The organism is Dokdonia sp. R86516 (assembly GCF_044596715.1).
Taxonomy (GTDB): domain Bacteria; phylum Bacteroidota; class Bacteroidia; order Flavobacteriales; family Flavobacteriaceae; genus Dokdonia.
This window is the reverse complement of sequence record NZ_CP138998.1, coordinates 62,501-84,244: the sequence shown is the minus strand read 5'-3', so window position 1 is coordinate 84,244 and position 21,744 is coordinate 62,501. Positions and strand designations below refer to the sequence as shown.

Genomic DNA, 21,744 nt, shown 5'->3' with positions numbered 1-21,744 from the left:
TTATGTGCTGTATTCTTTGTATTACTTTACAATCTCTACAAGTTCAATTTCAAATACAAGATCTGCCTTAGGAGGTATTGCGCCAGGGTAGCCTTGCGCTCCATATCCTAAGTGGTAAGGGATAAATAGTGTTGCTTTATCACCTACAGACATCAATTGTAGTCCTTCTTTAAATCCAGCAATAAGTCTCGCTTCTGGGCTATATACTGTTTCAAGAAGTTTGTATTGTCCAGCTGCTTTCTTGCGGTCATCTAGTTTATTATTTGCAGCAGCAACTTCTTCGCTGCTAGTGTCAAATAGTTCTCCAGTTGTAAAGAATCCAGCATATTCTACTTTTACTTTTTGACCGGTATTAGGCTTAATTCCTTTGCCTTTTTGATCAAAATAAATTCCTAATCCGCTAGGAAGTTCTTCAATGTTTTCTCTTTTTGCATCAAGTTCTGCTTTTTTACCAGCAAACTGCTTTGCTTTCTCTGCAGCTTCTTTTGCTTTGTTTTCCTCAAAGGCTGCTAGTTCATTAGTAAAAGTCTCACTAGCGTTGTAATTTTTTACATCGCTTCCTTTTCTAATAATGTTAACTTGTTGGATAATTACTGGATTTTTTGGCTTTCCAGCACGTGGATCTTGAAGTTCTACTTCTGTAATAGCATCAACCACTTCTAATCCAGTAACGATTTTACCCCAAACTGTATGACAGCTTACTCTAGGGTTGCTACAGTTTTTGAGATTTCCATTTGAGTCATAACCATCAAGGTGTGGTGTTGCTTTATGAGTAATAAAAAACTGACTTCCATTAGTTGCAAATCCAGAATTTGCCATAGATAATACACCTGCAGAATCATGTCTACGCTCTGGTGTAAGTTCGTCAAAGAACTTGTACCCAGGATCACCAGAACCGGTTCCTGTAGGATCGCCACCTTGAATCATAAAGTCCTTAATAATTCTATGAAAAGTTAATCCGTTATAAAATGGCTTTCCTGCATATGTGCTATCTGCTAGAGGATGTGTTCCTTCTGCTAGCGCAACAAAATTTGCAACCGTTGCTGGAGCGTCATTGTAAAAAAGCTCAGCAACCATAGTTCCTTTATCAGTTATGATTTCTGCATATAGTCCATCGCCTAGATCTGGATATTTATCATTACATGAAAAGAGTGATAAAATTACTGCAACTAATAACATACTTGTTTTCTTCATTGTTTGAGATTTATTTATTCGTTTGATTGGTCTTTTATTTCTAGTAATGTAACGGTACTACGCACAGGGGTATTGCTAGGTATTATATCTTCAAAACCGTAATACCCATAAGCTTTGTAACTAGGGAATAGAAACGTCATTGTTTCTCCTTCCTTCATTAATTTAAGTCCTTCCCTTATCCCTGTGATGATATCTGGATTACTTTGATCTATTTGAGTAACTGTATTTCCTAATTCTTCTTGCGTGACTAGTTCTTTACCTGCTATTGTTGCTAGGTTGTAATTAAACAAAACAAGATCACCTACTTGAGGTGCCTGCTTACCTAAAGTATCTCTGGCAATATAAGAATACCAGAAACCATTAGAAGATGAGTTGTAAGAGTTTAATGTGTCAGTGGCTATATACTTTTCAATAGCAGCTTCATCTTGAGCAATAAGCTCTTTATTACGAGAGATAGTCTCCGTTTTTACGTAAGACCCTGTATTTTGAGAAACTGGTCTGCGTGCAACGGTCTCAGAACATGAGACAAATAATAGTATGGACAACAGAAATATTAAATTTCTCATGATATTAATTGGTCTTTATATGAAGGAAGTAATTGTTTGAAATTTTCAATAGTTTCAGCTAGTGCTACCTCGCTTCTTCCGCCTGCAGCATTGGTATGTCCTCCGCCATTATAATGTGCTCTAGCAAATTCATTTACAGAAAAGTCACCTTTGGATCTCAGTGACATTTTTATGATGCTATCTGCTTTATGTTCTATAAATATCACAGCAAATATAATGCCCTCTAGTGAAAGACAGTAATTTACAAAACCTTCGGTATCTCCTTTTTGAAAATTGTGGTCATCTAGCTCTTGTTGTGTCATTGTGATAAAAGCAGTTCTATATTCCCGTAAGACAACAAGATTGCTAAGTGCAACACCTAAAAGCTGTAATCTAGATTCGCTATTGGTGTCATAAATATTTTGATGTATCTGGTCATTATTTGCTCCTTTTTTAATGAGAGAAGCAATAACCTCGTGAGTAATCGCAGTAGTAGATGAGAATCTAAAAGATCCCGTATCTGTCATAATACCTGTATACAGACAGCTGGCCATATCTGCAGTAATCACATCCTCATCGCCTAGTGATTTTATAAAGTGATATACCATTTCACACGTACTACTCATGCTTGTGTCACTATAAGTTACTGCCGCATAAGTGTCTGGCTGCTGGTGGTGATCTATCATTATAAATGGTGCTTCCACACTTTCAAGCACCTCTTCTAAGTCTCCTACTCTAGAAAAGTGATTAAAGTCTAATGTAAATACAAGATCTGCTGTTTTTATAGCATCACGCGCATTGGTTGTATTTGATGTATAGAAAAGCACATCATTATGACCTGGCAACCACTTTAAAAAATGTGGATACTCATTAGGAGCAACGACTACAGCCTCGTGTCCCCTTTTATTAAGGTATGCTGCAAGGGCTAGAGTACTTCCCATAGCATCGCCATCAGGATTTTTATGAGGAATTACGGCAATTTTTTTTGAGCCTTTGAGGAGCTCTTTTGTTGTTGTGATTTGAGTGGTATTCATAGTTTGCGAAGATACAATTTCTCTTGTGCTCTATTTCTGCTTGGGATTAAATATTTAGGTTTTCAAGTAGATGAGAAACTTAATATGGTGTTAACATTAAAAAGCAGTATTTTTGCACGCGATTTCAAGAAAGAGTTTTTACGCTTTCGCGAAAATTTTAAAAGCTCAACACGTGGGCATCTAAAAACTAAGTGAAGGTAGGGAAATAATACCGCCATTGCAGAAATTAAAGAATTATGACAAACAGAACTTTTACAATGATTAAGCCTGATGGCGTTGAGAATGGACACATCGGAGCAATTTTAGAAAAAATCACTGCTAGTGGTTTCCGTATCGTAGCGATGAAGCTTACTCAAATGACAAAGGCAGATGCTGAGACATTTTATGCTGTACACAATGAGCGTCCATTCTTTGGAGAGCTTGTAGAGTTTATGACACGCGGACCTATCGTTGCAGCGGTACTTGAAAAAGAAAATGCAGTAGCAGATTTCCGTACTTTAATAGGAGCTACTAACCCTGCAGATGCTGCCGAAGGTACGATACGTGCACTTTATGCAACTTCTATGGGAGAAAATGCAGTACACGGTTCTGATAGTGATGAGAATGCAGCTATAGAAAGCGCTTTTCACTTTGCTGGACGCGAAATGTTTTAATTGCTAGCGCAGTTACAAGCTACCATATAAGGTGTTTTACACCATACTTTAAAAGCCTCTCTATAAAACGAGAGGCTTTTTTTGTGTCTTGATTTTTTTTTGCGTTAAGGATAGCAGCGGTTACCCCACAGGAGTGCAGCAAGTGGAGGTACGACACTTGTGTAGCGACGAGGAGTATGAGCGTATAGCCTGCCTCGTAGAGGAACGCCCAAAAGTGTCAAAACAACTTTCTAATTATGGGTTATAGAACGATAAAAATGAGATTTACAACGTTTGAAATTGCGTTAATGTATATCTATTAATGTAATAGCAAATAAATTAATTAATTATAGCTATTTTTGCACCGCCAAAAACACGGCATTAATACAACCTATTATGGACATAAGGAATATCGCGATTATCGCCCACGTAGACCACGGTAAAACAACCCTGGTAGACAAAATTATGTATCACTGTGAGCTTTTTAGAGAAAATGAGTCTAAAGGTGAGCTTATATTAGATAACAATGACCTGGAGCGTGAGCGCGGGATTACTATTACTTCAAAAAACGTTTCTGTAACCTACAAGGGTACTAAGATTAATATCATTGATACTCCTGGTCACGCCGATTTTGGTGGAGAGGTAGAGCGTGTTTTGAATATGGCAGATGGTGTGTGTCTACTTGTAGATGCCTTTGAAGGACCTATGCCACAAACACGTTTTGTATTACAGAAGGCAATAGACCTTGGTCTTAAGCCTTGTGTGGTTGTAAATAAAGTAGATAAAGAAAACTGTACCCCAGAGGAGGTACACGAGAAGGTTTTTGACCTTATGTTTGAACTAGGTGCCGAAGAGTGGCAACTAGACTTCCCTACAGTATACGGAAGTGCAAAAAATAACTGGATGTCTGACGACTGGCAGAAGGAAACAGACTCTATCGAGCCATTATTAGAAATGGTGATGGAGCACATACCAGTACCAGAAACTAAAGAAGGAAACACGCAGATGCTTATCACATCTCTAGACTTCTCTTCTTTTACAGGTCGTATCGCAATAGGACGTCTTAACCGTGGTGAGCTTAAAGAAGGTATGCAAGTATCTCTTGTAAAGCGCGATGGTACTATCAAGAAAACTCGTATTAAAGAACTTCATACTTTTGACGGTTTAGGTCGTATTAAAGTAGAGACAGTACAAGCAGGTGATATCTGTGCGATTGTAGGTCTTGAAGGATTTGAGATAGGTGATACTGTAGCAGATTTTGAAAACCCAGAAGGTCTTGCAACGATTGATATTGATGAGCCTACAATGAGTATGTTATTCTCTATTAACGATTCTCCTTTCTTTGGAAAAGACGGAAAGTTTGTGACATCACGTCACATTAAAGATCGTCTTACTAAAGAACTAGAAAAGAACCTTGCCCTACGTGTAAACGATACAGATAGTGCAGATAAGTTCTTAGTATATGGTCGTGGGGTAATGCACCTTTCTGTACTTATCGAGACAATGCGTCGCGAGGGGTATGAATTACAGATAGGACAGCCTCAAGTAATTATAAAAGAAATAGACGGTGTAAAATGTGAGCCGGTAGAAGAGCTTACTATTGACCTTCCAGAAAATGTTTCTGGTCGTGCAGTAGAGTTTGTAACAATGCGTAAAGGTGAGATGCTTTCTATGGAAGCAAAAGGTGAGCGTATGATTATAGAATTCTTAATCCCATCACGTGGTATTATAGGATTACGTAACCAACTTCTTACTGCAACTGCTGGAGAAGCAATTATGGCACACCGCTTTAAAGAATACCAGCCTTTTAAAGGTGATATCCCTGGACGTATTTCTGGATCACTTGTATCTATGGAAAACGGTACAGCCATCCCTTACTCTATAGATAAACTTCAAGATCGTGGTAAGTTTTTTGTATCACCAGGTGAAGATATCTATGAAGGTCAAGTAATAGGTGAAAACTCTCGTCAGGATGATATGAATATCAATATCACAAAAGCAAAGAAGCAGTCTAACGTACGTTCTTCTGGAGCAGATGATAAGGCTAAGATTGTACCTGCAATTAAGTTTTCACTAGAGGAAGCACTAGAATATATTCAGAAAGATGAGTATGTAGAGGTAACTCCTAATCACTTAAGACTACGTAAGATTTACTTAAAAGAAGTAGACCGTAAGCGTAACAAGATTGCTTAAGGATTTAGTATTCTTATAAATAATAAACCCCGCTCTATGAGAGTGGGGTTTTTTTATGCGCTTTCGCGAAAGCGTAATTTAATCTCTTACCATATCCTATAGAATTAAAAATAGTTTTACTTTTATTGAAATATCCTAAAACTCGCAACCAAACCATCTATACTGTAAAAAAATATCAATCCGCAGATGCCCAGCGCTGGAACAAATTTGTAGCACAGGCAAAAAATGCAACCTTTCTACACGACCGTTCCTTTATGGAGTATCACAGCGATAGGTTTACAGATTACTCGCTGCTGGTTTACAAGGGTAAAAAACTTGTAGCACTCATTCCGGCAAATGCAGACGGGAATGATCTATACAGTCATCAGGGATTAACGTATGGTGGTATTTTGCTTTCGCGAAAGCAAAAACTACAAGATGTCATAGCAATTACTCAAGAAATATTAAAGTATGCGCAGCAGCAAGGCTTCATATCTTTATATCTAAAACAACTTCCCACGTTTTATACGGTGATGCCTAGTGATGAGTTTGAGTATATCGCACAACTACTCAGTGCAAGCTGTTACCGGGTAGATACTGCGTCTGTGATAAATTACAGGAATAAATTATCCATACAATCTAATCGTATGGAAGGAGTAAAAAAAGCAGACAGAGCAGGTCTGGTTATAAAAGAGGAAGTAGGTTTTGATAACTTTTGGAGCGAGATACTCGTACCTAACCTAAAGGAAAAACATCAATCACAACCCACCCATACCCTAGAGGAAATAAAAAAGCTACAAGCTTCTTTTCCAGAAAACATAAGGCAGTTTAATGTCTACCATAATAATACGATAGTAGGAGGAGCGACTATATTTGAGACTAAAACCACGGCACACGTTCAATATATTTCGGCGGGAGAGAATAAGCAGGAGTTAGGAACGCTTGACTTCTTGTTTTATGAACTCATAGAGCACACCTTTGCACATAAAGACTATTTTGATTTTGGTATTTCAAACGAAGAGGGCGGCACAAAACTTAATAGGGGCTTATCTTACTGGAAAGAATGTTTTGGAGCACGTACCCACGTTCATAAATTCTACAAAGTTGCCGTGCAGAATCATTCACTACTTAAAGATGTCTTGATATGATTCCATTTTTAAACTTAAAAAAGATAAACGCACCTTATGAAAAGGAGCTCAAAAGTAAGTTCGATTCTTTTTTAGAAAAAGGATGGTACATTCTGGGCAACGAGGTGACTGCTTTTCAAAAAGAGTACGCGGCTTACTGTGGCACTCAATTTTGTATAGGTACAGCAAATGGTCTTGACGCCTTGAGGCTCATTCTGGAAGGCTATAAAATACTAGGTAAACTACAAGAGGGCGATGAGGTGCTTGTTGCGAGTAACACTTACATTGCAACCATCATAGGTGTAAAACAAGCGGGCTTAAAACCTGTACTAGTTGAGGTAAATCTTGACACATTCAACTTTGATTATAGCGATTTAGAACAGAAGATCACTTCAAAAACAAGAGTGATTATGCCTACACATTTGTATGGCAGACTTACAGATATGGATAGGGTTAACGCTTTCGCGAAAGCGTACAACCTACTCACCGTTACAGATTGTGCACAATCACACGGGGCAATTACAGCATCTGGTAAGCGCAGTGGCTCTCTGGCAGATGCGAGTGGTCATAGCTTTTACCCCACAAAAAATCTAGGTGCTCTAGGTGATGCAGGAGCAATCACCACAAATGACAAAGCGCTAGCCGAAGTTGTAGAAAAATATAGAAACTACGGTTTTAAAGAGCGTTATGTCGCACAATATACTGGAGTAAATAGCCGCCTCGACGAACTGCAGGCTGCCTTTTTGAGAATAAAACTTAGAGATCTTGACACGCAGAACAGTAAGCGCATTGCTATTGCAAAGCAATATCTTGAAGAGATAAATAATGAACATATTATTTTACCACAATGGTCTGAGGGTAAGGATCACGTCTGGCATCTATTTGTAGTGCGCTGTGTGCAGAGGGATGCGTTACAAGAATATCTTAAGGTAAATGGTATCGCAACCATTATACATTATCCCGTACCGCCACACAAACAAGAGGCTTTACAAGAGCTTGCATCTATGTCCTTACCGGTTTGCGAGCAGTTGCATAGTGAGGTACTGAGTTTGCCTATTAGTCCATCACTTACTAAAACAGAGATTACCCAGATTATAAAAGCCATAAACGACTTTAAATGCTAGGCAAACTACGTAGCGGCATTGCAAATAATCTTTTACTTAAGATTACTTCTTTTAATGCAATAAGTGTGGGCTTACAAATACTGGGAGGTCTTATCACGTCAAAGCTTATTGCTATTTATCTAGGAGAACGAGGTATGGCATTGCTGGGTTATTTGCGCAATTTTATGACCACTACGCAAGCGGCCGGTAATCTAGGTTTGTCTAACGGTATAGTAAAATATGTTGCCACAGGTGATGAGGAAAGTCATCCATTATCAAAGTTATTGTCTACTGCTGTCATCGTGAGTTTGATCGCTACTATAATTGTTTCGACGATTTTATATGTAGGGGCTGCTTATTTTAATACACAGATTTTTGGCGGTGGGGCACAGTACACATACGTTTTTAGATGGCTAGCAATAGCGCTACCTTTTATAACACTTAACGGAATTTTGCTAGCTGTTATTAATGGACAGTCGGCTTATAAGAAGGTGGTGAAGATTCAAATCTTTTCTAACCTGATAGGTCTTGCCATAACCATCTTAAGCATCATATACTATGGTGTACAAGGAGCACTAGTTGCGCTTGTTGTCAGTCCGGCGGTGATTCTTGTGATTACCCTAGTTGCTTTAGGAAAAGAAGGTAGCGTATTGAAAAATGTCTCATTCTCAAAATTCGACACAGGCGCTTTGCGCAAATTAGGGTCTTACACGCTTATGGCCTTATTCTCTATGATTGTGTTACCGCTTGTATATATCGCGATACGCCGAGAGATAGGGGAGGGAGCTGGTTACTGGGATGCTATGACGCGCGTGTCAGACTACTATTTTAAGTTTGTAGCGACATTAATGACCTTATATATTTTGCCTCAATTATCAAAAGCCACCACAAGCAGTGCTTTTAGAAAAGAGATTTTCGGGTTTTATAAAACCATCTTACCCCTGTTTGGGCTCGGGTTGTTGCTTATTTATTTTTTGCGTTCATTTATTGTTCAGTTATTATTTACTGAAGATTTTATGCCTATGACCTCATTGTTTAAATGGCAGTTGCTAGGAGATTTTTTTAAGGTTGCCTCGCTAGTAATAGGCTACCAAATTATTGCCAAAAACAATCTCAAATTATTCCTCATTACCGAGGTGATCTCCCTAGTTATAATCTATACTTCTGGAATATACTTTGTACAAAATTTTGGTGCAGAGGGTGCTACAATGGGACATTGTTTAAGTTATTTTATGCATTTATTGGTATTACTGTTTATCTTTCGGGAACCGCTTTTTACAAAAACGAATGAGTAGCCTAGGTAACATATTGCAATCATTTAGAATTTGGAAGTACAAGTTGCTCTCACAGACTACCTATGTAGACGGCAAACCTATGCTTTATCAACCCGCACAACTTAATGGGAAGGGTGTGATACGCTTTCGCGAAAGCGTACAAATAGGTGTCATTAATTCTCCATCATTTTATAATACCTATGCTTATATAGAGGCAAGAAAGGAGGGAAGTGAGATTGTTTTTGGGAACAACGTTGCGATAAATAATAATTTTTGCGCCATAGCAAATGAGGGAACGATAGTGATAGGAGATGATACAACAATAGGGCTTAATTGCTCCATTTATAATTGTAATTTTCACAGTCTTGACCCCACCAGACGCCGAAGCGATACGGGACCAAGTGCCGCAGTAACGATAGGTGAAAACGTTTTTATAGGTAATGATGTGAGCATCTGGAAAGGCGTGTCAATAGGTGATAATGCCGTGATTGCTGCTGGAAGTGTTGTGACATCCTCGGTAGCTGGGGGAGTTACATTCTCTTAGTTATGTAGCTTGCCAGGTCTTAAGATATTGCTGGGCGACTTTTGTGTAGTGGTGATGGGTTTTTATAAAGTGATTTGCGTTCTCACTTATCTCTTCAAGAAGCGCAGGTGACGCTATGAGCTTTTCTAGATTTGCCACAATTTCATTTACATCTGGTGTCGCATCTATTGCCACCGTTTTATCTAATTGATATTGTGCTTTAAAATGCGGGCCAGCACCAGTAAAGACCACCTTACCTTTTGCCATAGACTCCAGCGCATTGTAACCTTGATCGTGGACATAAACTTGATCTAGCACAATATGTGCTTTATTATAAGCGGTAATATATTCATCATACGGTAGATTTTCTGTGGTGATGATGTCTACCTTCTCGCTGTATTTCTTGGTTATAATAGCAAGCGCTTGCTCAAAAAGGTCATTTCCTTTTTTATAATAATTATTTCTATTAATCCCGTGAAAGATGGTAATAGGATACGTAAATGCAATCTCCTGCTTAGGTATCTTATTTACGTTGATAGGGTTTGGTATGAGCCCTTTGTATAAACGATGACTTTTAAGAGGAAAATGATAATCAAGATCTGTAGCAATCACACCATCTACAAGCTTATATAGTTCCGTGTGTAATTTTTTATAAGCGGGTGCTAGGTACTTAAGCGCTGGGGCAAACGATGTTTTTGTGAGTTTACCTTCCTTATAGGGTGTGGCAATTGTGTATGGTAGCTCGTCTGTAAAAGCGTGGGTAACACTTATGTGATCTGTACCGCAAGAGAGGAGAAAGAGTTTTTTATTATGCGCTTTGAGATACTGAGCTATCTCAAGTTCTAATAACGGTGTGGAGTTAAAACTAGATTCATTAATAAGTTGCACCACGTCATAACCAGAAAGTTGAGGTTGTAATTTTGTAAAGTGGTTACGCAGTGATTTTTCTGAAATATCAATGCCGGTTAATTTAAGAATGCTCAGTTTTAGCTTCTTTTTCCAGCCAGAGGTATAACCTCTTTCTAGTGTGATGTCTACGGGAAATTTTTTAAAACCATCGCCAGAACCCACAAGGGTAACCTCGTGACCTAATGCGGTGAGACCTTCTTTGAGAGAATTATGAAGTCGGCTGTATTCGCCTACGAGTAAGATGCGCATTGATTATATTTGGTAAACAAAAACTCCTTCTGTTGCCGAAAGATACTCATAAAAAAATTGCACTTGTTACCATCTCCCTATCTGGGGGTGGTGCAGAGCGGTCTACGGCATTTTTATCACAGATACTCACAGGTCTTGGGCATACGGTACATATCATCTGTATAAGAGATGGAGTTTCTTATCCCTATGAAGGGACATTATTTAATCTAGGAGCAGATAAGCGTAAGGACGACGGCCTAGCTACAAAGTATAAGCACCTTAAAAGATTAAAGAATTACTTACATAATGAGCAGTTTGATCTTATTATAGATAGTAGATCTCGCTCTTCTGCCTTAAAAGAGTGGGTATACACAAAGTATATTTATAAAGCCCAAAGAGTACTTTATATGGTGCGAAGTGCTCGATTAGAAACATATTTTCCAGCACCAGATATGCTTACTAAATGGTTTTATGGTAAGAGTCACTTTGTAGGAGTTTCAAAAAGTATTGCTGAAAGAATTAAAGCGAGATACGGCTTTAAACATATTCACCAGGTGTATAACCCTATCCCAAAAATGACTTTTGGCGAGAACAATCTAAGCCTTCCAGAGACGTATCTTTTAGGGTATGGACGACTGGTTGATGATGTGAAGAACTTTAGTTTGATGATTTCCGCTTTCGCAAAAGCGAACTTAAAACTACCTCTCGTGATTATGGGAGATGGTCCAGATGCCAAAAAGCTAGCAACACTCTCAAAATCTCTAGGAATAAATGATAAAGTTATTTTTATAGGGCATCAATCTAATCCCGCACCTATAGTAGAGCGAGCATTGTGCACCTTACTCACCAGTCACTATGAAGGCTTCCCGATGGTACTTGTAGAGTCACTAGCACTAGGTACTCCGGTTATAAGTGTAGATTGTGACTCAGGACCAAGAGAGATTGTGCAAAACGGCATAAACGGTATGCTAGCGGCAAATTATGATGAGGTGGCTTTAAGTACTGCCATTCGTACATTTGTGCTAGATGGCGAGCTTGCCAGTAAATGTAAAAAAAATGCGCAAGAAAGTGTAAAACATCTGGCAGCAGAACACATTGCCCTAGACTGGAAAAAATTACTAGATAGCTTATGAAAAACCTTATTGAAATACCAAGAATTACAGACCCTAGAGGCAATCTAGCCGTGATAGAAAAAGAGGTGTTACCTTATGCTATAAATCGCGTTTATTATCTACACGATGTGCCTAGTGGAGCATATAGAGGAGGTCACGCTCATAAGGAGTGTAAGGAGTTGCTCATTGCTGTAAGTGGGAGTTTTGAAGTAGTGCTTGATAATGGAAAAGAAAAGGAGCGTGTAATGCTTAATAAGCCTAATCAAGGCTTGCTTATAGATGTAAATATCTGGCGAGAGTTAGAAAACTTTTCTTCTGGAGCAGTATGTCTCGTGCTGGCATCTCACGAGTATGATGAAGATGATTATATACGTAACTATGAGACTTACAAGTCTCTAAAAAGCTGAGAGTTTGAGTCCAGCCTTTTCAAGCAAGCTTTGACTCTTAAAAGCAACACGTAAGGCGTAGGTGGGTAGACTTAATAAAAACCGTTGTTTACTATTAAGGTTATTTATATCAAGATGCTTTAGATAAGTGTTTACTTCTTTCTCTTGACCCCAAAGTCGCGCTCTTATGATGAGCGAGTACCTATTGAGATCTATGAATCTTTTGAGGCCTTTGTTTGTTTTTTCTTCTTCTAAATATGCTAAATAGTCTGGTCTATCTTTTACAGAGCGAGTTCCTTTATAAAGGCTTTGTGGTGCATAGCGGTAGGTTGAACACCCTTTTGTGCTAAAGGCTATTCTGTATTGTAAACCTATGCGTATCCACAAGTCGGTATCTTGACCGCTTTTTATCTTTTCATTAAAATAGCCTACATCCTCACATACAGATCGGTGAAAAACTGTTGAGCTGCTTGTAAGAAGTGTGTTTTTATAACTGCTTGTAAAGTAATCAAGGTCTAGAAAAGGTTTGTTGTCTGGATTTTCAAAGCTATAACTGTTAGGTCTTGTTGAGTTTTTATATTCCTTAAGCACGGCTGTTGCAAATACATAGTGCTCGGGATATACATTAATAAGAGCTGTGATTTCTGCTAGGTAGGAGGGAGCCCATAAATCATCACCATCTAGCAGTGCGATAAACGATCCTCTGGCAGATTTTATGCCTATGTTGCGTGCAGCGCCTGCTCCTACATTTTCTGCAAGCGGGAGATATGTAATTTTTTCTGAGGCTATGGATTTTATGACAGCATCACTACCATCTGTAGAGCCATCGTTTACTACTATAATCTCAAATTCTTGAATGCTTTGCTTTAGTACACTCTCTATGGTCTCCTTTACAAAAGAGGCTTTGTTATATACCGTAATGACCACAGAGAATTTAGGCATTTTTTCGACTTTTTATATAGTAGTTGAGCCTGAATAAGTCAAATAGAAATAACGAAGGTCTATTACTCACGATGTTGTTTTGTATGCCTAATTTAAAGAGACTAAAAATTGTAGGATATACAAAGTCTAGACGGAGTTTTTTTAATTTTTGATACGCTTGTTGTAATGATGTGAAGTCTCGGCTTATATTCCCGCTATGTTCATAATGTATGAGTGTGTCAATAGCCTGTAGTGACTTGTCTAGAAATATCAAATTATCTTCAAGACCCGTATGTACAATAGGATTATCTATGTGTAAAACAGTAATTTTTTGATGATAAATCTGGTAAGAGAATATATTGTCAAGTCCGTAGCGCCTGCTCTCTATAATGTTTAGATTGAAGAATACTTCTTTTTTTACAAGTATATTTTGAGATATAATATACGACGGGTTTTCCATTCGTATTTTGGCAATTTTTGCCTCTCGTTTTATACCGTATTTCCAGCGTAGCTCTTTATTTTTTGGTGGTACGTCTACATATGAAGTACCCCCTACTATGATAGAGTTGTCACTTTGTAATGCTGCTAGGTAGTTTTTGATAAATTGATCGTTATCTATAAGCACATCTGCATCAAGAAAGAGAAGCCAGTCATACTCTGCGTTTTTGGCAAGCTTTGACCGTGTGGCTGTTCTTCCTAGGTTGGTTTTATTTATAAGTGCGCGAACGTAGGGTTGTGCGGTGAGTGCACTATTTTGCTCTTGGTATAAGGTTGAGGCATCCTCACAAAAAATAAGTTCATAGATTACTCCTGCCTCTCGTGTCTGATCAAGAAGTGATGTGACAAGTGCAGTAATATCTGTATTATATGTCGGGATAAGAATGGAAAGCATACCTGCAAACGAAAATACAATATTAAGATGATGTATGCCTACGCTTATAAAAACGGTAGCCAGCAGCTTGTTTTGATAAAAAGATTATACTGTCTTCTGTACAACCTCAAAAACCTTGTTACCGTCACACTTTAATGTCTTAGAAGGGTATTTAAGTAAAAGCGCATAGTCGTGTGTTGCCATAAGAATGGTATTGCCGTTTTTATTAATCTCCTGCAATACTTCCATCACCTCTACACTCGTTTGTGGATCTAGATTACCTGTAGGCTCATCTGCCAGAATAAGTTCTGGGTCATTGAGCAAAGCACGAGCAATGGCGATACGTTGTTGCTCACCGCCAGATAGCTGGTAAGGATATTTAAAGCCTTTGCTTTTCATCCCTACTTTATCAAGAACGGCATCTATTTTTGCCTCCATAGCTGTTTTATCTTTCCAGCCGGTAGCCTTGAGTACAAATTTTAAATTATCAATTACCGTACGGTCATTAAGCAATTTAAAATCTTGAAAAACAACACCTAGTTTACGACGTAAGAAAGGAATATTCTTTTCTTTAAGTCCGTTAAGGTCTACGCCTACTATGTTTCCTTTACCCTCTGTGAGTGGGAGGTCACCGTAAAGCGTTTTCATAAAACTACTTTTTCCAGATCCCGTTTTACCTATGAGGTACACAAAGTCACCTGGCTCTATGGTAACATTTACTTCAGAGAGAATGAGGTTTTCTCGTTGGTAAATTGCGGCGTGTGAAAGTTCAAGAACTGGTGCAGACATAGGGTTTTGTTATTACACTCAAAGAAACGGAATTTAGATGAAAGTGTTTTATGGCTAAGTATAAAAATTTTTATAAAATCTGTTTATATTTTGTCAACCCCGCTTGCGCGAAAATGGAATTACTCACTAACATTAGTAAATTTTAAAAGTGGTTTAAAACAAAAAGTCCTGCTCGATGAGCAGGACTTTTTAATAAGTGAGATGTATTATTAAATGAGGCTCGCGCCTTATTTTACTTTATTGATTACTGCTTCAAACGCTTCTGGGTGATTCATAGCAAGGTCTGCAAGCACCTTACGGTTAAGCTCGATTCCATTTGCTTTTACTTTCCCCATAAACTGAGAATAAGACATACCGTGCATACGAGCACCCGCGTTAATACGAGTAATCCATAATGAACGGAAATTTCTTTTATTCTGACGACGGTCTCTATATGCATAAGACATTGCTTTGTCTACTGCATTTTTAGCTACTGTCCAAACGTTTTTACGTCTTCCAAAGTAACCTTTGGCTTGCTTCATTACCTTTTTTCTACGGGCTCTTTTAGCAACTGAATTTACTGATCTAGGCATAATTTAATGTGTTTTTGTAGCAGGCGGTACACGCTGTATACTCTTTTGTTCTCTCTCTTAAGCGGAGAGAAGGCCATACTCCAGGGTTTAAAAATATTTGTTTTAACCGGTTAAACGGATTACTTAAGATTAAGCATCAATTTAACATTACTCGTATCTGCATCGTGCACAAGGCCGTCATGCGTCAACGCAAGCTTACGCTTTTTAGATTTTTTAGTCAAAATGTGACTCTTAAAAGCGTGCTTTCTTTTGATTTTACCAGTTCCGGTAAGCTTGAAACGCTTCTTAGCACTGGATTTTGTTTTCATTTTAGGCATCTGTTCCTATTTTTTAAATTATCTCACTTATTTTCTTACTAAACCCTCCTGACTCAAAAGAGTAGGAGGGTTTTATGTCTAGCTGCTATACACTAGCAACTTATGCTTGCTAGCAAGCTTATTTTTTCTTAGGAGCGATGAACATTGTCATACGCTTTCCTTCTAGTCTCGGGAGTTGTTCTACTTTTCCTAATTCTTCTAGCTCTTGAGCTAGTCTTAGAAGTAGTATCTCTCCTTGATCCTTATAGATGATAGAACGACCTTTAAAGAAAACATATGCTTTAAGTTTTGCTCCTTCTTTAAGGAACTTCTCTGCATGCTTCTTTTTAAATTCGTAATCGTGATCGTCTGTTTGTGGACCAAAACGTATTTCCTTGATAATCACTTTTGAGGCTTTTGCCTTCATTATCTTCTCGCGCTTCTTTTGCTCATATACAAACTTTTTATAGTCTATAATTTTACAAACTGGCGGTGCAGCATTAGGTGATATCTCTACAAGATCTAGCTCTAATTCTGCTGCTAGTGCTTGTGCTTTTTGGATAGGGTAAATCCCTACTTCCACGTTATCTCCCACAAGGCGTACTTCTTTGGCACGTATCTTTTGGTTGATTTTGTGTTGGTCTTCCTTAATGATCCTTGCAGGACCTCTCGATCTTTTTCTACGTATTGCTATGGCGTTTCTATTTTAAATTAAACTTCAAATGTTTTTATTGTGGATGCTATCTCGGCATTTACCATTTTCGCGAAAGCGTCTATAGTCATACTGCCTAAATCCTCACCACCATGTCTTCTTACAGATATTGTGCCATCATTTTCTTCTTGCTCTCCTATGATAATCATAAACGGAAGTTTTTGCATCTCTGCTTCCCGAATTTTTTTACCCATAGTCTCCCCACGGTTATCTATAATTGCGCGAATTTCGTGATTTTCAAGCAAAGTTAAAACATTCTGAGCATATTTCTCGTATTTCTCACTCAATGTCAAAATATTAACTTGTTGTGGCATTAACCAAAGTGGGAAATTACCTCCAGTGTGTTCTAGTAAAATTGCGATAAAACGCTCCATACTTCCAAAGGGTGCGCGGTGTATCATCACTGGGCGGTGCATCTCATTATCACTGCCTTTATACTGTAGTTCAAAACGTTCTGGTAAGTTGTAATCTACTTGAATCGTACCCAGTTGCCAGCTACGACCTAGCGCATCCTTAACCATGAAATCAAGTTTAGGCCCGTAAAAAGCTGCTTCGCCAGTCTCAACAACATAATTGAGTCCCTTAGCTTTGGCAGCATTAAGGATTGCATTTTCTGCCTTTATCCAGTTTTCATCTGCTCCTATATATTTTTCCGGCTTTTCTGGGTCACGTAAAGAAACTTGTGCTGTAAAGTTTTCAAAACCTAAAGATCCAAAAACATATAGTACTAAGTCTATTACTTTCATAAACTCTTCATCCAATTGATCTGGAGTACAGAATATATGGGCGTCATCTTGAGTGAAGCCGCGTACACGTGTTAATCCGTGAAGTTCTCCTGATTGCTCGTAACGATACACGGTACCAAATTCGGCAAAACGTTTAGGTAGCTCTTTATAACTCCATGGGCGGCTATTGTATATCTCACAGTGATGAGGGCAGTTCATAGGTTTAAGTAAGAACTCTTCTCCCTCGTTAGGTGTTTCTATAGGCTGAAAGCTATCTGCTCCGTATTTGGCATAATGGCCTGATGTTTCATAAAGTTCTTTTTGACCTATATGAGGAGATACGACCATCTCATAACCTTGCTTTTTCTGAGCATCCTTAAGGAAGTTTTCAAGACGCTCGCGTAGGGCAGCTCCTTTAGGTAGCCATAACGGAAGGCCTTGGCCTACGCGCTGTGAGAAGGTAAATAATTCTAGTTCTTTACCTAGCTTCCTGTGGTCGCGCTTCTTTGCTTCTTCTATAAGTTCAAGATATTGTTTAAGGTCTTTTTGTTTTGGGAAAGATGTTCCATAAACGCGAGTAAGTTGCGGCTTATTTTCGTCGCCACGCCAGTATGCGCCAGCAACGCTCATAATCTTTACAGCTTTTATAATTCCTGTGTTAGGAATGTGGCCGCCGCGACATAGATCTGTAAAGTCATCATGATCACAGAAGGTGATTGTACCATCTTCTAGATTTTCAATGAGTTCTACCTTAAACTCGTTTCCTTCGCTTTTGTACTTATCAAGAGCCTCTTGCTTTGTTACAGATCGCATTTTAAAATCATGCTTTCCACGAGCAATCTCGAGCATCTTATCTTCTATCTTCTTAAAATCTTTGTCAGATATAGTCTGGTCACCTAAGTCAACATCATAATAGAATCCATTTTCAATAGCTGGTCCTATAGTAAGCTTTGCTCCAGGGTATAATTTTAAAATTGCCTGTGCGAGTACGTGAGAAGAAGAGTGGCGAAAAGCTGTCTTTCCTTCATCATCATTCCAGGTAAAAAGCGTGATCGAACCATCTTCGGTAAGTGGGGTAGAGGTTTCAACCGTTTGCCCATTAAATTTTGCCGAAATTACATTGCGCGCCAGTCCTTCACTGATGCTTTTTGCGACGTCCATAGGAGTAGCTCCATTGTCCATCTGTTTTACATTGCCATCTGGCAAAGTGATATTGATCATAGTTCGATTGTTTAAAGGAGCAAAGATAGTATCTTCAGTGATTGTTTACAATACATATTGCGTTCTGTTTGACTATATATTAAGGAGTGTTGTATGTACGCTTTCGCGAAAATGTTAAGAATAATAACTTCTTTGTTTTCACGGAATTAGAGGCTTTTTGGTGATTTGTAATGTTTGATTCTGAGATAAATTAAAATTTTCTCAAGAATATTCTTGTCAGATTAGAACTTCGGTGTATCTTTGCCACCCGCTTCACGGTAAGCGCTTGTTCTTTTAAATGGCTTCAAAAAGTTTGTTTTTATTTCTTCAAATTATTTTTAAAAAGATAGTTTGTAATTAGGAAAAAGGTTGTAGTTTTGCAGCCGCTAACAAATGGAGGTTATTTGTGAGTTATGTTCATTGCAATTGTTACTTAGTTTTAGAGGTTGAAAATTAAATTTCAATTATTTTTAAGATTAAGTTGTGAGTTTAAAAAACAGTTGTATATTTGCACCCGCTTAGAGAAACAGTAACATATCTAGCGAAGTTCAAGAGTTTTTATTGAGATGTTTTGGAAGATTAGTTAGTCTAATTTGAGGTTCGATTCCTTGGCATTTACAAGAGTTTTCTACTATTAATAGTAGTAGAGAAAGTTCATTGATTTATTGAATTGACAGCGCGTATTAATACCTTCGGGTATTATTACAAAGAATTTGAAAACTAGAAGTTTATTATTGACCGGATATTTCGAGTTGTGAGGAGTTAAAATTATTAACAACACACGATGAAGAGTTTGATCCTGGCTCAGGATGAACGCTAGCGGCAGGCTTAACACATGCAAGTCGAGGGGTAACAGGAGTAGCTTGCTATTTGCTGACGACCGGCGCACGGGTGCGTAACGCGTATAGAATCTACCTTATACTGGGGGATAGCCTTTGGAAACGAAGATTAATACCCCATAGTATTATTTTTTGGCATCATTAAATAATTAAAGTTTCGGCGGTATAAGATGACTATGCGTTCTATTAGTTAGTTGGTAAGGTAACGGCTTACCAAGACTACGATAGATAGGGGTCCTGAGAGGGAGATCCCCCACACTGGTACTGAGACACGGACCAGACTCCTACGGGAGGCAGCAGTGAGGAATATTGGACAATGGAGGCAACTCTGATCCAGCCATGCCGCGTGTAGGAAGACTGCCCTATGGGTTGTAAACTACTTTTATATGGGAAGAATAAGGTCTACGTGTAGACTGATGACGGTACCATAAGAATAAGCACCGGCTAACTCCGTGCCAGCAGCCGCGGTAATACGGAGGGTGCAAGCGTTATCCGGAATCATTGGGTTTAAAGGGTCCGTAGGCGGGCATATAAGTCAGTGGTGAAAGTCTGTGGCTTAACCATAGAATTGCCATTGATACTGTATGTCTTGAATTATTGTGAAGTGGTTAGAATATGTAGTGTAGCGGTGAAATGCTTAGAGATTACATAGAATACCGATTGCGAAGGCAGATCACTAACAATATATTGACGCTGATGGACGAAAGCGTAGGTAGCGAACAGGATTAGATACCCTGGTAGTCTACGCCGTAAACGATGGATACTAGTTGTTTGGCCTTCGGGCTGAGTGACTAAGCGAAAGTGATAAGTATCCCACCTGGGGAGTACGTTCGCAAGAATGAAACTCAAAGGAATTGACGGGGGCCCGCACAAGCGGTGGAGCATGTGGTTTAATTCGATGATACGCGAGGAACCTTACCAGGGCTTAAATGTAGTCTGACAGCTTTAGAGATAGAGTTTTCTTCGGACAGATTACAAGGTGCTGCATGGTTGTCGTCAGCTCGTGCCGTGAGGTGTCAGGTTAAGTCCTATAACGAGCGCAACCCCTGTGGTTAGTTGCCAGCGAGTAATGTCGGGAACTCTAGCCAGACTGCCGGTGCAAACCGTGAGGAAGGTGGGGATGACGTCAAATCATCACGGCCCTTACGTCCTGGGCCACACACGTGCTACAATGGTAGGGACAGAGAGCAGCCACTTAGCGATAAGGAGCGAATCTATAAACCCTATCTCAGTTCGGATTGGAGTCTGCAACTCGACTCCATGAAGCTGGAATCGCTAGTAATCGGATATCAGCCATGATCCGGTGAATACGTTCCCGGGCCTTGTACACACCGCCCGTCAAGCCATGGAAGCTGGGGGTACCTGAAGTCCGTCACCGTAAGGAGCGGCCTAGGGTAAAACTGGTAACTAGGGCTAAGTCGTAACAAGGTAGCCGTACCGGAAGGTGCGGCTGGAACACCTCCTTTCTAGAGCTTGTCCCTGTTATGGTGCGTTATGTATTTATATGTAACAATATCTTTAACAAACAGCAAACGACTTACAACCGAAAGGTTAGTAGTAGGTTTTAGTTTTCAATAGCTGTCGATTTAATTTTAATAAACAAGTAAATAGTAGTTAGACTTTAGTATTGAGTTTTTTACTTAAGACTATTACTTAACAACTATAGATTGTTTAATTACAGTCTCATAGCTCAGCTGGTTAGAGCGCTACACTGATAATGTAGAGGTCGGCAGTTCGAGTCTGCCTGAGACTACTGGTTACGCTTTCGCGAAAGCTTAATAAATCGCGATGTTCATTTTATTACATTTTGAAGGAAATTTTAGAAGTTGAGAATCATTACTTCGTCATTCGAAATCTGATGTCATCATCTTGATTTCATAAAAATGGGGGATTAGCTCAGCTGGCTAGAGCGCCTGCCTTGCACGCAGGAGGTCATCGGTTCGACTCCGATATTCTCCACCAAGATAGTTACTTTATAGTAGTTATCATCCTTAGGTATAAAGGATATAGTTTTTAAAAACACAGGATTCACGAGAGTGCAATACGTTTTTATTTACATAGATCTTATACTGATTATGGGAAAACGTTCATTGACATATTGGGAAATAATTAAAGAATACGAGAAGTCGTATGTAACCTAGCCGGTTATATACGCAAGAATATGAATATAATATGATTAACTCATTATAATATAAAGGTTTATGTATTTTATACATAAGCCCTTAAAAGAGCAATAAGTACAATAAGCTAATTAAGGGCGTATGGGGAATGCCTAGGCTCTCAGAGGCGATGAAGGACGTGATAAGCTGCGAAAAGTTGCGGGGATCTGCACACAAGAATTGATCCGCAAATATCCGAATGGGGCAACCCGGTATATTGAAGATATATCACCAGCAATGGGGCAAACCCGGAGAACTGAAACATCTAAGTACCCGGAGGAGAAGAAAACAATAGTGATTCCGCTAGTAGTGGCGAGCGAACGCGGATTAGCCCAAACCTATTATGTTACGGCATAATGGGGGTTGTAGGACCACGATATTTTGTGCTTTATGAATTAGAATACTTTGGAAAGAGTAGCCA

18 protein-coding genes, 2 tRNA genes, 2 rRNA genes and 1 pseudogene (1 of these 23 running past the window's edge) are annotated in these 21,744 nt (G+C 38.9%); 12 read left to right on the top strand and 11 right to left on the bottom strand.

Going from position 1 to position 21,744, the window contains the following annotated elements; genetic code table 11:
- Window positions 1-21: 21 nt before the first annotated feature.
- From SJY23_RS00400 to SJY23_RS00390, 3 genes are read right to left on the bottom strand one after another with little or no spacing between them, the layout of a single operon-like run.
- Entirely contained in the window at window positions 22-1,194 is a 1,173-nt protein-coding gene (locus tag SJY23_RS00400; protein WP_396597033.1) for a peptidylprolyl isomerase, read from the bottom strand.
- 14 nt (window positions 1,195-1,208) lie between these two features.
- Window positions 1,209-1,760, bottom strand: a complete 552-nt coding sequence (gldI, locus tag SJY23_RS00395; protein WP_396597032.1) for a gliding motility-associated peptidyl-prolyl isomerase GldI — start codon at window positions 1,758-1,760, stop codon at window positions 1,209-1,211.
- A complete protein-coding gene (locus SJY23_RS00390; protein ID WP_396597031.1) occupies window positions 1,757-2,773 on the bottom strand; it encodes a bifunctional oligoribonuclease/PAP phosphatase NrnA in 1,017 nt (338 codons plus the stop codon). Before SJY23_RS00390 ends, gldI begins: the two co-directional genes overlap by 4 nt.
- Before the next feature lie 233 nt (window positions 2,774-3,006).
- On the opposite strand from SJY23_RS00390, the gene SJY23_RS00385 reads away from it, so the two are divergent.
- The 6 genes and pseudogenes from SJY23_RS00385 to SJY23_RS00360 form a co-directional block, all read left to right on the top strand.
- Window positions 3,007-3,426, top strand: coding sequence for a nucleoside-diphosphate kinase (locus tag SJY23_RS00385; RefSeq protein ID WP_035336277.1), 420 nt, complete (start codon window positions 3,007-3,009; stop codon window positions 3,424-3,426).
- A gap of 375 nt (window positions 3,427-3,801) precedes the next feature.
- On the top strand, window positions 3,802-5,598 hold the full coding sequence (gene typA, locus SJY23_RS00380) for a translational GTPase TypA (protein WP_035336278.1): 1,797 nt from the start codon (window positions 3,802-3,804) through the stop codon (window positions 5,596-5,598).
- 125 nt (window positions 5,599-5,723) lie between these two features.
- Entirely contained in the window at window positions 5,724-6,725 is a 1,002-nt protein-coding gene (locus SJY23_RS00375) for a GNAT family N-acetyltransferase (protein WP_396597030.1), read from the top strand.
- Window positions 6,722-7,828, top strand: coding sequence for a DegT/DnrJ/EryC1/StrS family aminotransferase (locus tag SJY23_RS00370; protein ID WP_396597029.1), 1,107 nt, complete (start codon window positions 6,722-6,724; stop codon window positions 7,826-7,828). The genes SJY23_RS00375 and SJY23_RS00370 overlap by 4 nt, the downstream gene beginning before the upstream one ends.
- Window positions 7,822-9,102 (top strand): O-antigen translocase, encoded by a 1,281-nt coding sequence (locus SJY23_RS00365; protein WP_396597028.1) that lies wholly within the window; start codon window positions 7,822-7,824, stop codon window positions 9,100-9,102. Before SJY23_RS00370 ends, SJY23_RS00365 begins: the two co-directional genes overlap by 7 nt.
- Before the next feature lie 394 nt (window positions 9,103-9,496).
- Window positions 9,497-9,601: pseudogene (locus SJY23_RS00360) on the top strand (DapH/DapD/GlmU-related protein); the annotation flags it as partial.
- A gap of 24 nt (window positions 9,602-9,625) precedes the next feature.
- On the opposite strand, the gene SJY23_RS00355 reads toward SJY23_RS00360, so the two are convergent.
- Window positions 9,626-10,762: a glycosyltransferase gene (locus SJY23_RS00355; RefSeq protein WP_396597027.1), complete on the bottom strand. Its 1,137-nt coding sequence runs from the start codon at window positions 10,760-10,762 to the stop codon at window positions 9,626-9,628.
- Between the two features lie 32 nt (window positions 10,763-10,794).
- Here SJY23_RS00355 and SJY23_RS00350 point away from each other — a divergent pair, with 32 nt between their 5' ends.
- Together SJY23_RS00350 and SJY23_RS00345 are read left to right on the top strand one after the other, a co-directional pair.
- On the top strand, window positions 10,795-11,874 hold the full coding sequence (locus SJY23_RS00350) for a glycosyltransferase (RefSeq protein WP_396597026.1): 1,080 nt from the start codon (window positions 10,795-10,797) through the stop codon (window positions 11,872-11,874).
- A complete protein-coding gene (locus tag SJY23_RS00345; RefSeq protein ID WP_396597025.1) occupies window positions 11,871-12,260 on the top strand; it encodes a sugar 3,4-ketoisomerase in 390 nt (129 codons plus the stop codon). Before SJY23_RS00350 ends, SJY23_RS00345 begins: the two co-directional genes overlap by 4 nt.
- Here the strand turns inward: SJY23_RS00345 and SJY23_RS00340 are convergent.
- The 7 genes from SJY23_RS00340 to thrS form a co-directional block, all read right to left on the bottom strand.
- On the bottom strand, window positions 12,249-13,181 hold the full coding sequence (locus tag SJY23_RS00340; RefSeq protein ID WP_396597024.1) for a glycosyltransferase family 2 protein: 933 nt from the start codon (window positions 13,179-13,181) through the stop codon (window positions 12,249-12,251). The two genes, SJY23_RS00345 and SJY23_RS00340, sit on opposite strands and share 12 nt — an antisense overlap.
- Complete coding sequence (locus SJY23_RS00335) at window positions 13,174-14,052, bottom strand: glycosyltransferase family 2 protein (protein WP_396597023.1); 879 nt, start codon at window positions 14,050-14,052, stop codon at window positions 13,174-13,176. Before SJY23_RS00335 ends, SJY23_RS00340 begins: the two co-directional genes overlap by 8 nt.
- Before the next feature lie 84 nt (window positions 14,053-14,136).
- The gene (locus SJY23_RS00330; protein WP_035336288.1) at window positions 14,137-14,820 is read right to left on the bottom strand and encodes a cell division ATP-binding protein FtsE; all 684 of its coding nucleotides are present in this window, start codon (window positions 14,818-14,820) and stop codon (window positions 14,137-14,139) included.
- A gap of 227 nt (window positions 14,821-15,047) precedes the next feature.
- Window positions 15,048-15,392, bottom strand: a complete 345-nt coding sequence (rplT, locus tag SJY23_RS00325) for a 50S ribosomal protein L20 (RefSeq protein ID WP_013751599.1) — start codon at window positions 15,390-15,392, stop codon at window positions 15,048-15,050.
- Between the two features lie 119 nt (window positions 15,393-15,511).
- The gene (rpmI, locus tag SJY23_RS00320; protein WP_013751600.1) at window positions 15,512-15,709 is read right to left on the bottom strand and encodes a 50S ribosomal protein L35; all 198 of its coding nucleotides are present in this window, start codon (window positions 15,707-15,709) and stop codon (window positions 15,512-15,514) included.
- A gap of 118 nt (window positions 15,710-15,827) precedes the next feature.
- The gene (gene infC, locus SJY23_RS00315) at window positions 15,828-16,340 is read right to left on the bottom strand and encodes a translation initiation factor IF-3 (protein ID WP_262485449.1); all 513 of its coding nucleotides are present in this window, start codon (window positions 16,338-16,340) and stop codon (window positions 15,828-15,830) included.
- A gap of 59 nt (window positions 16,341-16,399) precedes the next feature.
- Complete coding sequence (gene thrS / locus SJY23_RS00310; protein ID WP_396597022.1) at window positions 16,400-18,346, bottom strand: threonine--tRNA ligase; 1,947 nt, start codon at window positions 18,344-18,346, stop codon at window positions 16,400-16,402.
- Between the two features lie 760 nt (window positions 18,347-19,106).
- Here thrS and SJY23_RS00305 point away from each other — a divergent pair.
- From SJY23_RS00305 to SJY23_RS00290, 4 genes are all read left to right on the top strand, one after another.
- A 16S ribosomal RNA gene (locus SJY23_RS00305) occupies window positions 19,107-20,630 on the top strand.
- Between the two features lie 213 nt (window positions 20,631-20,843).
- A tRNA-Ile gene (locus SJY23_RS00300) sits at window positions 20,844-20,917 on the top strand.
- A 132-nt stretch (window positions 20,918-21,049) separates the two neighbouring features.
- Window positions 21,050-21,126, top strand: a tRNA-Ala gene (locus tag SJY23_RS00295).
- 279 nt (window positions 21,127-21,405) lie between these two features.
- A 23S ribosomal RNA gene (locus SJY23_RS00290) occupies window positions 21,406-21,744 on the top strand; it runs 2,488 nt beyond the window's last position.
- Together the 16S and 23S rRNA genes with 2 tRNA genes alongside form the textbook arrangement of a ribosomal RNA operon.

Bases quoted from the DNA above. Each gene is read 5' to 3' on its own strand.
- rplT (WP_013751599.1), bottom strand. From the start codon at position 15,392: ATGCCTAGATCAGTAAATTCAGTTGCTAAAAGAGCCCGTAGAAAAAAG.
- SJY23_RS00335 (WP_396597023.1), bottom strand. From the start codon at position 14,052: ATGCTTTCCATTCTTATCCCGACATATAATACAGATATTACTGCACTT.
- thrS (WP_396597022.1), bottom strand. From the start codon at position 18,346: ATGATCAATATCACTTTGCCAGATGGCAATGTAAAACAGATGGACAAT.
- SJY23_RS00330 (WP_035336288.1), bottom strand. From the start codon at position 14,820: ATGTCTGCACCAGTTCTTGAACTTTCACACGCCGCAATTTACCAACGA.
- SJY23_RS00390 (WP_396597031.1), bottom strand. From the start codon at position 2,773: ATGAATACCACTCAAATCACAACAACAAAAGAGCTCCTCAAAGGCTCA.
- typA (WP_035336278.1), top strand. From the start codon at position 3,802: ATGGACATAAGGAATATCGCGATTATCGCCCACGTAGACCACGGTAAA.
- rpmI (WP_013751600.1), bottom strand. From the start codon at position 15,709: ATGCCTAAAATGAAAACAAAATCCAGTGCTAAGAAGCGTTTCAAGCTT.
- SJY23_RS00365 (WP_396597028.1), top strand. From the start codon at position 7,822: ATGCTAGGCAAACTACGTAGCGGCATTGCAAATAATCTTTTACTTAAG.
- gldI (WP_396597032.1), bottom strand. From the start codon at position 1,760: ATGAGAAATTTAATATTTCTGTTGTCCATACTATTATTTGTCTCATGT.
- SJY23_RS00340 (WP_396597024.1), bottom strand. From the start codon at position 13,181: ATGCCTAAATTCTCTGTGGTCATTACGGTATATAACAAAGCCTCTTTT.
- SJY23_RS00355 (WP_396597027.1), bottom strand. From the start codon at position 10,762: ATGCGCATCTTACTCGTAGGCGAATACAGCCGACTTCATAATTCTCTC.
- SJY23_RS00345 (WP_396597025.1), top strand. From the start codon at position 11,871: ATGAAAAACCTTATTGAAATACCAAGAATTACAGACCCTAGAGGCAAT.
- SJY23_RS00370 (WP_396597029.1), top strand. From the start codon at position 6,722: ATGATTCCATTTTTAAACTTAAAAAAGATAAACGCACCTTATGAAAAG.
- SJY23_RS00400 (WP_396597033.1), bottom strand. From the start codon at position 1,194: ATGAAGAAAACAAGTATGTTATTAGTTGCAGTAATTTTATCACTCTTT.